The sequence below is a fragment of the Thioclava sp. JE_KL1 genome (assembly GCF_009296265.1).
GTDB lineage: Bacteria > Pseudomonadota > Alphaproteobacteria > Rhodobacterales > Rhodobacteraceae > Thioclava.
Map to the genome: position 1 here is coordinate 80,680 of NZ_WBJS01000005.1, position 13,183 is coordinate 93,862.

Below are 13,183 nucleotides of genomic sequence, written 5' to 3' on the forward strand. Positions count from 1 at the left end.
CGTTTTGGTTAGGTTGTTAAATATTTAAGGTTTCTATTTAATGCTCCGGATATCCAATTCGGAGCTTTAAAATGAATCTAGATGATATGTCCCTCGACGAGCTGAAAGCTCTTCGTAAGCAAGTCGACAAGGCGATCTCCGGCTACGAGGATCGCAAGAAGAAAGAAGCGATCGATCAGCTTGAGCGCGCGGCCCGCGATATGGGCTATTCGCTGGCGGAACTGACCGGGTCGGGTTCGGCCAAGCCGCGCCGCACCGTGCCGCCGAAATACGCAAATCCGGACGATGCCAGCGAAACCTGGACCGGTCGTGGCCGTAAGCCGCGTTGGGTGCAAGCCGCGCTTGATAATGGCAAATCTCTCGACGATCTGAAGATCTGAGAAACAAATAAGTATTTTTGAATACGAGTGCCTGCCAAAATGGCAGGCACTCGTATTACAGCTCTGACAAAAGCGCTTCGTGGCGTGCGGTATAATCCGTGCGCACTTCCGAGGGCGGCCGCAGATGGATTTTAAAGGTTTCGGCATATTCGGGCGCGAGCTTTCCGAAGACCTTGTCAGCCTCAACCTTGGAAAACCCGGCGATCTGTTCCGCTTCGAGGCGGGCCGAGACGATATCCGCCTTTTTGATCGCGCGTTTGATTCGCACCGGGAGCGCTGCGGGTAGTCCAAAGCGTATATGCACCGCCGCGATCAGCCGATCATCAAGCGTGCCATACCCTTCGCCAATCGCCGCCTTCACCGGGCTGATCATATCGCCCAGCACATATTCCGGCGCATCGTGCAAAAGCGCCGCCAATTTCCATTTCGCAGCGATCTTCGGATTCTGATGGCAGAAAATCTGCTCCACCAGCAGCGAATGTTCGGCCACGGAATAGGGCCAATCGCCAAAAGTCTGCCCGTTCCAACGCGCCACGAAAGCCAGACCATGCGCGATATCCTCGATCTCGATATCGACGGGCGTCGGGTCCAGCAGGTCGAGCCTGCGCCCCGAAAGCATCCTTTGCCAAGCGCGTTTCACGTGATCACCGTATAGTCGTCGGGAAAGCACGCGAGATAGCGCGCCATTTTGTTTCTGTTGATGAGGTGCCGGATGAGCATTTTCGTCATCAGCTTACTGCCCGGCCCGGGGCCGTCGGGAATATCGAAGCGCCGTTCCGGGAAATGCGCGGCGCAGAAATGGCGCAAACCCCGCCCGAACCGCGGCGGCAGGGTTTCCGGTCTCGCCTTCCACGGTTTCGACGGACCGATGAAATGAACGATATGCGCGCTGACCATCGCCTCATGCAGCCGCGAGGCCGGGGTATATTGCCAGTTCCACATCGGACTGAGCTCCGCCCAGTTGCGATACAGAACGCAATTGAGAAGCGTCTGATCGTTGCGGCGCAGGCGGGCGCCGTTCTTTTCCCCGAAGCTCAGCGCCGCGTCGAGAATGCCTTGAGCGTTCCAGTTCGCCACGTCGATCAGCAGCACGCCGGAATTGAAATAGGCGGCATTCTCTAGATCGAAATCCTTGAAATCCTCCGGCATCCGCGAGGGCGTCCGCCATTGCGGATTATCCCGCACCGCGGCGACCGGCTTCTCCCCGAGGTCGACCGTCAACAGCTGCGAGAGATCGCCGCTTTCCACGTGAATATCGGCGTCGAGATAGAGAATGCGGTCATAATCATCCGCGAAAATCTTCGGCAGCATGAGGCGCATATACATGGCCGAACTGCGCCCGCGATCCGTCGAAAAACCCGAAAATATCAGCTCGGGATCGAAACTGCACAGCCGCAGGTTCAAACCGTCGAGCGACGCCGGAAGCGTCACCGGCTCGGCGCTGACGATGCAGATATCGAAATCCCGATCCGGGTGAAGCTGCGCGATCTGTCCCGCCGCATGCGCGGCATAAGGCAGGTAAGCGTCATCGCAGCAAAACGCGATCGCAGAGCGGTGCTGCGCAGGTTTCGAACAGGCCAGATTGATCTCCATTCGCCCCTCTCATGCAGCGCGTATCTGTGACTAGCCAAAGCCATTGCAGCTGTAAACGCCACAGATTGAGGAACATTTTCGCGCGGAGTGTGTTCTTGGCTTGACACGGAGAGAAAAAGGGGACGCCAAAATGCAGACCTCGAAAACTACGTTCTTTGCCGCCGGGATCGCGATTATCTCGATCCCCGCTACCATCGCCATCGCCGCCGTACGCAGCGACGAGGCTGTGACACCTGCCCCGCAACCCGAAGCGGCGCGGCAGGTCATGCTCGATGGCTATGAGGGCAACGGCCAACCGATGGAAGATATCCCGTACGAGATTCCCTACGGCGATCTGTCGGCATTCGACGACGTCACCGCGATCGGCGAGGCGCAAAGCCCCGATCAGCCCTATTGCGACAATCGCGCGAAGCTCGTGGACTCGCTAAATCACGACTTCGCGGAAAAGCCCGCGATGACGAAACAGCTTGGCGATCACCGGAAAGTCGAGCTTTACGCTTCGAGCATTATGGGCACCTGGACTGCGGTCTACACCCGCGCCGACAACGTCTCCTGCATCGTGTCCTCGGGCACCGACTGGAAGCGTGGCAACAACCCGGTGGCGCTCCTGCATCGCGAAGGGATTCTTCCCGCAACCTGATCGTGATCGGCCTTCATTGCCGCTTTACGGTCCCAGTGCTACATAGCTTCCAAATTCAGATTGGGAGCCGCACATGGCCGATTACGTCATCAAGGATATCGCTCTGGCCGACTACGGCCGGAAGGAGCTCGACATCGCCGAAACCGAAATGCCGGGCCTGATGGCCTGCCGCGTGGAATTCGGCGAGAGCAAACCGCTGAAAGGGGCACGCATCGCGGGGTCGCTGCACATGACCGTGCAGACCGCGGTGCTGATCGAAACGCTCAAGGCGCTTGGCGCCGATGTGCGTTGGGCCTCGTGCAACATCTTCTCGACGCAGGATCACGCGGCCGCGGCGATCGCGGCGGGCGGCACGCCCGTTTTCGCGATCAAGGGCGAGACGCTCGCGGAATACTGGTCCTACACCGACCAGATCTTCCAGTTCGAGGAAGGCACCTGCAACATGATCCTCGACGATGGCGGGGATGCGACGCTCTATATCCTCCTCGGCGCGCGCGTCGAAAACGGTGAAACCGACCTGATCGAAGTGCCCACCTCGGAAGAGGAAGAGGCGCTGTTCGCCCAGATCAAGAAGCGGCTCGCGGCGAGCCCCGGCTGGTTCACCAAGCAGCGCGACGCGATCAAGGGCGTCTCGGAAGAGACCACCACCGGCGTGCATCGCCTTTACGATCTGCACAAGAAGGGCCTGCTGCCCTTCCCGGCGATCAACGTGAACGACTCCGTCACCAAGTCGAAATTCGACAACAAATACGGCTGTAAAGAGAGCCTCGTGGACGGCATCCGCCGCGCCACCGACACGATGATGGCCGGCAAGGTCGCTGTCGTCTGCGGCTATGGCGATGTGGGCAAAGGCTCCGCCGCGAGCTTGCGTGGCGCAGGCGCTCGCGTGAAGGTCACCGAAGTCGATCCGATCTGCGCGCTGCAAGCCGCGATGGACGGGTTCGAGGTCGTCGTACTGGAAGACGTCGTCGATAGCGCCGACATCTTCATCACCACCACCGGCAACAAGGACGTCATCCGGATCGAGCATATGCGCGAGATGAAGGACATGGCGATCGTCGGGAACATCGGCCATTTCGACAATGAAATTCAGGTCGCGAACCTGAAGAACCACAAGTGGACCAACATCAAGGACCAGGTGGACATGATTGAGATGCCTTCGGGCTCGCGCATCATTCTGCTGTCGGAAGGCCGCCTGCTGAACCTCGGCAACGCGACCGGCCACCCGAGCTTCGTGATGTCCGCCTCCTTCACCAATCAGGTGCTGGCGCAGATCGAGCTGTGGACCAAGGGCGAAGACTATGCGCCGGGCGTCTACATCCTGCCCAAGCATCTCGACGAGAAGGTCGCCCGCCTGCATCTGGAGCGGATCGGCGTGAAGCTGACCCAGCTCAAGCCCGATCAGGCCGACTATATCGGCGTCACGGTGGAAGGGCCCTTCAAGCCCGAGCATTACCGCTACTGACCCGATCGCATCGCGATTTCAAAGGCCGCACCGCAGGGTGCGGCCTTTTTACGTGCAACGCCGGCCATGATCGGTTTTCCTCGGGACAGGAGGAGAGCGATGTCACCCGAAGATCTTGCTGCGCGGTTCAAACCGCAATTGGAGGCGGAGCTGACCGAGTTGCGCAGCGCGTCGCAGGACACCGCGCAGACCCGCAAACCCGTCGAGCTGGATCAGCAAAGCGTCGGGCGGCTGTCGCGCATGGACGCGCTGCAGAACCAGGCGATGGCCAATGCGGTCGATGGCCGCCGTCAGCATCGGATCACCGCGATAGAGGCCGCGCTCCAGCGCATCGCGGAAGACGAATTCGGCTATTGCGACAGCTGCGGCGAGCCGATCCCCGAGAAGCGCCTCGAACTCGACCCGACCTTCACGCAATGCGTCTCCTGTCGCGGCGGCGGTTGAGCCACGCGCGTTCCGGGATTTACGCTTTGTAATTTCACTATCTCGGCTTACCCTGCGGCTGCCTTCATTTCTGGGCAAAGCAACCTGATAGGTGGGACACATGGGTAAAAGAGACGAGCTGATTGAGAAATACGCCGAGGATCTGAAATCCAAATGCGGCATGACCCCGGACATGGATCTTCTGACCAAGGTAACGATCGGCTGCGGGCCCTCGATCTACAATGCGGATTCTTCGACCGTGGCGGCGACGGACAAGGCAGAGCTTGAGACCGTGAAGGACAACTTCCTCGTCAAAAAGCTTGGCCTCTCGGACAGCCCCGCGCTGATGGATGCGATCGACAGCGTGATCGAGACCTATGGCCGGTCCGAGCGCAACAAGTATCGCGCCGTGATTTATTACATGCTCACCAAGCATTTCGGCAAAGAAAGCGTCTACGCCTGATCGCGAGCACCTCGCGCAGCGTATGACGACCCACGGCCCGGCCTGTCCGGGCCGTTCGCTTTAGCGGATCAGCGCCTTGATCCCGGCGACATGCGCCGCCTGCGCGCCCAGCGCGTCGGCCGCCAGCGTCTCGACCGTCTCTTCGAGCGCCTCGCGCGGCACGATCCGGTCGATCAGCCCCCAGCTCAGCGCCTCTTCGGCCTCGATCTTCTGTCCCGCCATCAGGATCATCTTCGCCCGCGCAGGCCCCACCAGCGCGACCATGCGCGCAGGGTCCGAGGGCTGCGGCAGGAAGCCGAGCTTCATCACCGGATAGAAGAACTTCGCGCCCGGCACGGCGATGCGCAGATCGCAGGCCAGCGCCATGCCCATCGCGCCCCCGGCCAGCGTGCCGTTGAGCGCCGCGATCGTCAGGCAGGGCAGCGAAGCGATCGCGCCCGAAAGCCGCTCCCAGACCGGATCGGTCGCGAGCGTACCGGATTTCGCCTCGTCCAGATCGGCGCCGGCGGAGAAGACCTTGCCATTCCCGCTCAGCACGAAAGCCCGCGCCTCTTCCCGTCCCGCGCGCTCGGCCAGATCGGCGATCTCTCCCAGCATCGCACCGGTCAGCGAATTGGCTTTTTCAGGCCGGTCTATGGTCACACGCCACAGCCCGTTCTCGATCTCGTGGCGGATCATTCCCAGCCTCCTCACAACTCCCGTGAAACCCGTCTAGCAGCCCCGGGAAGGCTTGACCATCGGCCTGACCCAAAGGAGGATGGCGCGACTTGGTTCTCAGTGGAAAGGTACCCCTCTCATGGCATGGCTCAAAACCGTCGGTTCCGGCGCCGTTGTGGTTTCGCTGCTGTCCACCACGGCCTCTTTTGCGGATGTGACCGCGGAGCAGGTCTGGCAGGCGTGGCAATCCGAATACCAGACCTACGGCTATGAGGTGATGGTCGGGAGCCAGAACCGCGAGGGCGACACGCTCACCGTCTCCGACGTGAAGATGGTGCGCAATGTCGACAACATGAGCCTCACGCTCGACGTGCCGGAACTGAAGCTGCGCGATCTTGGCGACGGCACGGTGGAGACCGTCTTCCCCGAGACCATGACCGGCGACATGACCGGCAAGCCGGGCACCGACACCTCGGACATCGCCATGAAGATGACGATGACCCAGACGGACAGCAAGGTCATCGTATCCGGGTCGCCGGGCGACCTGACCTACGATATCGACGCGCCGAAGATGACGATGGATCTCGACCAGACCGTCACCGCCGAGGGGCAGGACGTGCCGGTCAAAATGTACTTCTCGCTGGAGAACACCAAGGGCAATTACCACGTCGTCGATGGCGATATGCATTCGGTCGACTCCAAGATGTCGATCGGAACGCTGGACCTGACCGCATCGGGTGCCGATCCCGAGGGCAGCGGCACGTTTAACATGAACGGCCAGATGAACGACCTCGCCTATGAGGGAAGTTTCGCGATGCCCAAGGGCGTCGACTCCGAGAAGCTCGACGAGGCGCTCAATGCCGGGGCGAACCTCGATCTTGCGATGACCTATGCCGGCTCGAACTGGACAGTGAGTGCCGACGGTCCCGACGGCAAGGTCGATCAGAAGTCTACCGATCAGGGCGGCAAACTCGATATTGCGATGTCGAAGGACGGCCTGTCCTTCGGTGGCCAGAGCAATTCCAGCCATATCGAGATGACGACACCCGAACTGCCCTTCCCGATCACCGCGGATATCCAGTCGGCGGACATGAATTTCGCGATGCCGGTCGCGAAAGCCGACGAGGCGCAGGACTACAAGGCAAAGCTTGGCTTCAACGGCGTCACGGTCTCCGACAATATCTGGGCCATGTTCGACCCGAACGGCGATCTTCCGCATGACCCGGCAACGCTGCAGGTCGATCTCTCGGGCAAGATGAAGCTCTCCGAGGACCTGTTCAGCCCGGCCGCCGCCGCGATGGACGCGCCGCCGATGCAGGTCGACACCGTCGACATCAACAACATCAAGCTGTCGATGGTCGGTGCCGATCTGAACGGCAAGGGCGCGCTTGAGCTGAAGAATGGCGGGCCGATGCCGATGCCCACGGGCAAGATCGACCTGACGCTGACCGGAGCTAATGCGCTGATGGACAAGCTGGTTGCGATGGGGCTCGTGCCGCAGGATCAGATCATGTTCGGGCGGATGATGCTCGGCCTCTACGCCAAGCCCACGGGCGACGATGCCTACGAGTCGCAGGTCGAGTTCCAGGATGGCGGGGAAATCCTCGTCAACGGCCAACGCGTCCAGTAAAGACTGAAACCCACGGCGAGAAGCCGTCCGGGTCTCCGGGCGGCTTTCGTTATTCTCACGAGGTGTAAATTGACCAAGCCCTCCCTCTCCGATCTGACCCAGTCGCTGCTCGAGGCTGCAAAGCGCGCAGGTGCCCCTGCCGCCGATGCCATTGCGGTCGATGGGCGTTCGGTTGCGATCGATGTCCGCGAAGGCCGTCTCGAACAGGCCGAGCGATCGGAGGGCGTCGAGATCGGGCTGCGTGTCCTTCTCGGCGGCAAACAGGCCTGTGTGTCCGCCTCCGATATTTCTACCCGCACCTTCGAGGAAATGGCGCAGCGCGCGATCGCGATGGCCCGCGAAGCGCCGGAAGATCCGTTCATCGGGCTCGCCGATCCGTCGCAGCTAACCGACCGGCGCGATGCGGACGGCATGGAGTTGGCCGATCCGAGCGCCGAGCCCTCCGCCGAGGCGCTTCAGGCCGACGCGCTCGAGGCCGAGGCCGCGGCGCTTGGCGTCGAAGGCGTCACCCAGGTGCAATCCGCCTCCGCCGCCTATTCCTATCGGCGTGTCCATGTCGCAGCCTCCAACGGCTTCGCGGGTGGTTACGACCGCAGCTCGCGCGTCGTCTCGGCCGTCGCGATTTCCGGCGAGGGGCTGGGGATGGAGCGCGATTGGGCCGCCGAGAGCCGCATCTTCCAGTCCGATCTGCCCAGCGCCCAAGAAATCGGACGTCTGGCCGGCGAACGCGCCGCCGCCCGCGCCAATCCGCGCCGCCCGAAAACCGGTGCCTATCCGGTGCTGATCGACGAGCGCGTCTCGGGCAGCCTGATCGGGCATCTTCTGTCGGCGGTGAACGGGCAGGCGATCTGCCGCGGCGCCTCGTGGCTGCGCGACGCATTGAATGAGCAAGTTCTGCCCGAAGGGCTCTCGCTGATCGAGGAGCCGCATCGCAAGCGCGTTTCCGGCTCGCGCCCCTTCGACGCGGAAGGGCTGGCCACCGCGCGCCGCGCCATCGTCGAGAACGGTGTGCTGAAAAGCTGGACCCTCGACCTCGCCTGCGCGCGCAAGCTCGGGCTGCAATCGACGGCGAATGCCAGCCGCGGCACTTCCTCGCCGCCCTCGCCCGGCATCGGCAACGTGACCCTGACGCAGGGCGACAAGACGCGCGAGGAGCTGATGGCCGAGATGGGCACCGGGCTTCTGGTGACCTCCTTCATCGGGGCCACGATCAACCCCAACACGGGCGATTATTCGCGCGGGGCCTCGGGCTATTGGGTGGAAAACGGCGAGCCGGTCTATCCGGTCAATGAATGCACAATCGCGGGCAACCTGCGCGATATGCTCCGCAGCATCCGGCCCGCGAATGACGCGCGGATGCATCTGAGCCATATCGTGCCCTCGCTTCTCCTCGAAGGGATGACGCTTGCCGGAGACTGATCTTCCCCTTCTCATCGAGACCGCGAAAGAGGCCGGTGCGCTCGCCCTGACTTACTGGAAGAAGGCGCCCGAAGCCTGGGACAAAGGCGACGGGGCCGGTCCGGTCTCGGAGGCCGATCTGGCGGTGAACGCGCTGCTGGAAGAGCGTCTGCGCGGCGCCCGGCCCGATTACGGCTGGCTGTCGGAGGAAAGCACGGACGATCCGGCGCGTCTCGAGGCGCGCTCGACCTTCATTGTCGATCCGATCGACGGCACGCGCGCCTTCCTTGCCCATGATGGCGGCTTCGCCCATGCGCTCGCCGTGGTGCGCGATGGCGCGGTCGTGGCCGGCGTGGTGCATCTGCCGGTTCACGATCTCACCTATTCCGCGACGATCGACGGTCCGGCCTGCCTGAACGGGGAGCCGCTCCGGCCCGGCACACAAGAAGCGCTCACGGGCGCGACGGTGCTGACCTCGAAACTTTCCGACAATCCGAGCTTCTGGCGGCACGCCCAGCCGGATTACCACCGCCATTTCCGCTCGTCGCTGGCTTGGCGGCTGTGTCTGGTGGCGGAAGGCCGGTTCGACGCGACGATTTCGCTGCGTCCGGCATGGGAGTGGGATATCGCCGCGGCGAGCTTGATCGCGCAACGCGCGGGGCTGCTCGCGACGGATCGCAACGGTCGCGCGCTGCGGTTCAACCGGTCGCCGCCGCAATCGAGCGGACTGGTCGTCGCCAACCCGACCCTGCATGAGAAATTCATCGAAAATCTGGCGTTTTGGCCGGATTAGGGTCTACCAGCGCAGCACGCGCGTCCCGATCAGAGCCCCCACAAGCATCACCACGACGATCCCGAGCCCGTACCACGTGACGTAGAACAGCGGGCTATCCTCGGTGCAGTGCAGGGCGTAGATCGCGGTGCCCATGCCTCCGGCGGCAAGCCCCGCCAGCGCCCCGGCCTGAGCCGGGCGCGTCACCGCCCCTTTGCGCAGGCTGACAAGGAGCGCGCCCAGCGCCGGGAGGGACAGCATCGGCACGGAGATCAGGCAGGGCAGGATCGTCTCGCCCTCGAAATCCGCCATGCGCTGACCGTCGGGCGTGGTCAGAAACGCATAGGCCAAAAGCGCCGCCCCGATCGCCGGGAAGATCCAGAGCCATCCCGTCGATACCTTCGCCGTGGGCCGCCCGAGGCGCACCGCCATCGGCGTCACAAGCACGGCCAGGACCAGCGGCAGGTAGAATTTTGGAGCGATTTCCGGCGTCATAAGGGTCTGTTCCAGCGGAAAACGCAGGCCATAGACCGAAATCACGAACAGTGCCGACAGCAGAAGCGCCGGCACAAGCCAGCGGCCAAGCACCTGCTTCGGGCGCGGATCGGGCAACGTGTCTTGTTGCAATACGGATATCAGGTCTTCGGTTTTCATATCTCGATCAGCCTCTCGCGAAGCGCGGCCAGTTTTTTCAACGAACGATGCAGCATCACGCGCACCGCTCCCTCACTCATATCTAACGCATCGCCGGTTTCCGCGATGCTTTTCCCTTCGAGCCCGATAGCGCGCACCAGCTGCGCGGCGCGGGGCTCGAGATGGGTCAAAAACGTCTCTATATCGGCCTTTTCCGTGGGATCGGCCTCTGGAGCGGCGGGCAGCATCTCGGCGAAATCCTCCACCGGAAGATGGATACGCCGCCCCCGCTTCCGAAAGGCGTCAACCACCTTGTGCCGGGCGATCGCGTAGCACCACGGCGCCGCCGGCTCATCCTCGCGCCACGTGTGACGCTTCAGATGGATGGCGAGCAACGCCTCCTGCACGACATCCTCGCAATCGGCCTCGGACAGCCCGGCACCGCGTGCCCGCACGACAGACCGCAACACCGGGGTCACGGCCTGCAGGAACAGACCGTAGGCGCGCTTGTCGCCCGCATTCGCAGCCCGCAGGAGCTGCGACCAATCTGCCCGCCGATCATGCATCATCGCCATCCCTTCGTTCGCGATCATGCCTTCGTTACAGCCCGATAGAAAAACTTTTTTCGTTCACGCTGGCGTGATGTGCGTAACGCCAGCGTGACCTCTCGCGAAAGGTGATCAGGACCGCAAACGGTCCCAACCAATCAGGGAGACTACCATGAAGACCGAAACCACCCTTGGCTTTGCAACTGCTCTGACTTGCGCGATGGGGCTGGCCAGCGCCGCCCATGCCGAAGATCAGGCGATGGAGAAATGCTACGGCGTCGCGATGGCCGGGCAGAACGATTGCGCCGCCGGTCCCGGCACCACCTGCGCCGGTACCGCGACGATGGATTATCAGGGCAACGCCTGGAAACTCGTCCCGGCGGGCACCTGCACCGAGATCGAGACGCCGCACGGCATGGGCTCGCTCGAACCCAAGGAGATGTAACCCCAAGCGGGGCGTGCGGACGGCACGCCCCGTTTCCTCACCGATGGAGGCTGCCATGACACTGCCACGCAAAGCGGGCCTCGGCTTCAAGCCAGAGCATTTTCCCGCCATATCAGAGACGAAACCAGACCTCGGGTTCTTCGAAATCCACGCGGAAAACTACATGGGCGCGGGCGGGATGCCGCATGCGATGCTGGAACGGTTGCGCGCGGATTATGCGCTTTCGGTGCATGGCGTGGGCCTCTCGATCGGCGGGCCCGACCCGCTGGATCGCGACCACCTCGCGCGGCTCAAGCTCCTGTGCGACCGATACGACCCCGAGAGCTTCTCGGAGCACCTTGCCTGGGCAAGCCATGGCGGTGTCTGGATGCACGATCTGCTGCCCCTGCCCTACACGGTGGAAACGCTGTCGCTGATCTGTGATCACGTCGATGAGGTGCAGGAGCATCTCGGCCGCCGGATGCTGCTGGAGAATCCGGCGACCTATGTGCTCTTCGACGACTCCGACATTCCCGAGACCGAATTCCTGACGGAGATCAGTCAGCGCACCGGCTGCGGATTGCTGCTCGATTTGAACAATGTCTTCGTGTCCTGCGTGAACCACCGACAGGATCCGCGCGCCTATCTCGAGGCGTTCCCGTTGAACCGTGTCGGCGAGATTCATCTGGCGGGCCATGAAGAGGAAGAGCTGCCCTCCGGGCCCCTGCTGATCGACAGCCACGGGCGCGAAGTCGCGGAGCCGGTTTGGGCGCTTTACGCCGAAACAGTCTCTAAAACCGGGCAGCTACCGAGCCTTATCGAATGGGACAATGACGTGCCGGACTTCGCCACCTTGATGGCCGAGGCCGAGCGCGCGTCGATGATCCTGTCGGGTGACCACGATGCGCTCGCATCGTGACTTCGCCCGCGGGTTCCGCGAGAGCCTGGCCGGAGGGCCCGCGCCACAAAACGCCACCGCCCAGGACCCGGCAGAGATCGAGCGCCGCTTCGACGTTTATCGCAACAACGTGGCACATGGGCTGACACAGGCGCTTGCGCGTCATTTCCCGGCGATCGAACGGCTTCTTGGCGCGGAGTGCTTCCGGGGGATCGCCCGGGCCTACATCGCCGAGCACCCGCCGCGCACGCCCGTCCTGACCGAATGGGGCGGCGCGTTTCCGGCCTATCTGGCGGATGAACCTTCGCTGCAATCGCTGAGCTATTTGCCCGACGTCGCCCGCATCGAATGGGCGCGCAGCCGGGCCTATCACGCAGCCGATGCAGAGCCTGTTGCGCCGGAACTTCTGCAAGAAACCGCCACCCGCGCGGGCACTCACCTGTGTCTCGATCTGCATCCGTCGGTGCAGATACTTCAGCTGCTGACGCCCGCCGGTTCGATCTGGGCCTCGCAACAACCGGGCGGCCCCGCACCACCGCGTGCGAAGGAATGGAGACCGGAGACGCTGCTGATTGCGCGGCGCGGGATCTCTCATGTGATCACGTCCGTCGTGCGTAGCTCGACCGGCCGCTTCATCTCAGCCCTCTCCGCAGGCGAAACCGTCGCCCGCGCACAAGACCGGGCGGGAGCGGATTTTGACCTCAACGCAGCGCTTCTGCTGCTGGTGGAAAATGCGCTGATCGTTGGCGCGGGCATCGAAAGAGGAGACGAGTCATGACCGATACGATCGAGATGAAAACCCCAAAACAGGGTCTATTCCGGCTGTATCATCGGTTTTCCGATATAGCCCAGCGCTTCCCGGAGGAGATTGTTCTGATCGGAGCGCGGCTCTTTCCGGCGATGGTGTTCTGGATGTCCGGGCGGACCAAGGTAGAGGGGTTCATGATCAAGGATTCCACCTTCACCCTCTTTCAATACGAATACGACCTGCCCGTCATTCCGCATGAATGGGCGGCGGTGCTCGCGACCTTCGCGGAGCATTTCTTCCCATTGCTGCTGATCTTCGGCCTTGGCAGCCGACTCGCGGCGCTGGCGCTTCTGGCGATGACGCTGGTGATCCAGATCTTCGTCTATCCCGGCGCGTGGGTCACGCATGGGCTTTGGGCAATCGCGCTTCTGACGGTCTTGATGAAGGGTCCCGGGCGGCTTTCTCTCGATAAGCTCATCGGATTGGAACGCTGAGCCTTGCTCTCCCCGCC

17 protein-coding genes are annotated in these 13,183 nt (G+C 62.6%); 12 read left to right on the plus strand and 5 right to left on the minus strand.

Annotated features, from left to right (window positions below; all coding sequences use genetic code 11):
- Positions 1-71 precede the first annotated feature (71 nt).
- Positions 72-380: an H-NS family nucleoid-associated regulatory protein gene (locus F8R15_RS10365; protein WP_078541453.1), complete on the plus strand. Its 309-nt coding sequence runs from the start codon at positions 72-74 to the stop codon at positions 378-380.
- A gap of 55 nt (positions 381-435) precedes the next feature.
- Here the strand turns inward: F8R15_RS10365 and F8R15_RS10370 are convergent, their stop codons facing one another.
- Both F8R15_RS10370 and F8R15_RS10375 read right to left on the minus strand, forming a co-directional pair.
- Positions 436-1,020: a hypothetical protein gene (locus F8R15_RS10370; protein WP_078541454.1), complete on the minus strand. Its 585-nt coding sequence runs from the start codon at positions 1,018-1,020 to the stop codon at positions 436-438.
- On the minus strand, positions 1,017-1,973 hold the full coding sequence (locus tag F8R15_RS10375; RefSeq protein WP_152844529.1) for a glycosyltransferase family 8 protein: 957 nt from the start codon (positions 1,971-1,973) through the stop codon (positions 1,017-1,019). Before F8R15_RS10375 ends, F8R15_RS10370 begins: the two co-directional genes overlap by 4 nt.
- Positions 1,974-2,103: 130 nt before the next feature.
- On the opposite strand from F8R15_RS10375, the gene F8R15_RS10380 reads away from it, so the two are divergent.
- From F8R15_RS10380 to F8R15_RS10395, 4 genes are all read left to right on the plus strand, one after another.
- The gene (locus F8R15_RS10380) at positions 2,104-2,613 is read left to right on the plus strand and encodes a hypothetical protein (protein WP_152844530.1); all 510 of its coding nucleotides are present in this window, start codon (positions 2,104-2,106) and stop codon (positions 2,611-2,613) included.
- A gap of 73 nt (positions 2,614-2,686) precedes the next feature.
- A complete protein-coding gene (ahcY, locus tag F8R15_RS10385) occupies positions 2,687-4,078 on the plus strand; it encodes an adenosylhomocysteinase (protein WP_152844531.1) in 1,392 nt (463 codons plus the stop codon).
- A gap of 99 nt (positions 4,079-4,177) precedes the next feature.
- The gene (locus tag F8R15_RS10390) at positions 4,178-4,522 is read left to right on the plus strand and encodes a TraR/DksA family transcriptional regulator (protein WP_152844532.1); all 345 of its coding nucleotides are present in this window, start codon (positions 4,178-4,180) and stop codon (positions 4,520-4,522) included.
- A gap of 100 nt (positions 4,523-4,622) precedes the next feature.
- Positions 4,623-4,964, plus strand: a complete 342-nt coding sequence (locus F8R15_RS10395) for a DUF2853 family protein (protein WP_078522711.1) — start codon at positions 4,623-4,625, stop codon at positions 4,962-4,964.
- Positions 4,965-5,024: 60 nt separating this feature from the next.
- Here the strand turns inward: F8R15_RS10395 and F8R15_RS10400 are convergent, their stop codons facing one another.
- On the minus strand, positions 5,025-5,642 hold the full coding sequence (locus F8R15_RS10400) for an enoyl-CoA hydratase/isomerase family protein (protein ID WP_152844533.1): 618 nt from the start codon (positions 5,640-5,642) through the stop codon (positions 5,025-5,027).
- Between the two features lie 118 nt (positions 5,643-5,760).
- Between F8R15_RS10400 and F8R15_RS10405 the strand changes: the two genes are divergently transcribed.
- From F8R15_RS10405 to F8R15_RS10415, 3 genes are all read left to right on the plus strand, one after another.
- The gene (locus F8R15_RS10405; protein WP_172976208.1) at positions 5,761-7,251 is read left to right on the plus strand and encodes a DUF2125 domain-containing protein; all 1,491 of its coding nucleotides are present in this window, start codon (positions 5,761-5,763) and stop codon (positions 7,249-7,251) included.
- Positions 7,252-7,320: 69 nt separating this feature from the next.
- Positions 7,321-8,670: a TldD/PmbA family protein gene (locus tag F8R15_RS10410; protein ID WP_152844535.1), complete on the plus strand. Its 1,350-nt coding sequence runs from the start codon at positions 7,321-7,323 to the stop codon at positions 8,668-8,670.
- Entirely contained in the window at positions 8,657-9,442 is a 786-nt protein-coding gene (locus F8R15_RS10415) for a 3'(2'),5'-bisphosphate nucleotidase CysQ (RefSeq protein ID WP_152844536.1), read from the plus strand. Before F8R15_RS10410 ends, F8R15_RS10415 begins: the two co-directional genes overlap by 14 nt.
- A gap of 3 nt (positions 9,443-9,445) precedes the next feature.
- On the opposite strand, the gene F8R15_RS10420 is transcribed toward F8R15_RS10415, so the two are convergent.
- Positions 9,446-10,075: an NrsF family protein gene (locus F8R15_RS10420; RefSeq protein WP_152844537.1), complete on the minus strand. Its 630-nt coding sequence runs from the start codon at positions 10,073-10,075 to the stop codon at positions 9,446-9,448.
- Positions 10,072-10,647, minus strand: coding sequence for a sigma-70 family RNA polymerase sigma factor (locus tag F8R15_RS10425; protein WP_253732518.1), 576 nt, complete (start codon positions 10,645-10,647; stop codon positions 10,072-10,074). The genes F8R15_RS10420 and F8R15_RS10425 overlap by 4 nt, the downstream gene beginning before the upstream one ends.
- 127 nt (positions 10,648-10,774) lie before the next feature.
- Here F8R15_RS10425 and F8R15_RS10430 point away from each other — a divergent pair, with 127 nt between their 5' ends.
- The 4 genes from F8R15_RS10430 to F8R15_RS10445 are packed head-to-tail and all read left to right on the plus strand — an operon-like array spanning position 10,775 to position 13,166.
- Positions 10,775-11,047, plus strand: a complete 273-nt coding sequence (locus F8R15_RS10430) for a DUF2282 domain-containing protein (protein WP_078522705.1) — start codon at positions 10,775-10,777, stop codon at positions 11,045-11,047.
- A 55-nt stretch (positions 11,048-11,102) separates the two neighbouring features.
- Positions 11,103-11,945, plus strand: coding sequence for a DUF692 family multinuclear iron-containing protein (locus tag F8R15_RS10435; protein WP_152844538.1), 843 nt, complete (start codon positions 11,103-11,105; stop codon positions 11,943-11,945).
- A complete protein-coding gene (locus F8R15_RS10440) occupies positions 11,929-12,702 on the plus strand; it encodes a DNA-binding domain-containing protein (protein ID WP_152844539.1) in 774 nt (257 codons plus the stop codon). The genes F8R15_RS10435 and F8R15_RS10440 overlap by 17 nt, the downstream gene beginning before the upstream one ends.
- Positions 12,699-13,166: a DoxX family protein gene (locus tag F8R15_RS10445; RefSeq protein ID WP_152844540.1), complete on the plus strand. Its 468-nt coding sequence runs from the start codon at positions 12,699-12,701 to the stop codon at positions 13,164-13,166. The genes F8R15_RS10440 and F8R15_RS10445 overlap by 4 nt, the downstream gene beginning before the upstream one ends.
- Positions 13,167-13,183 lie beyond the last annotated feature (17 nt).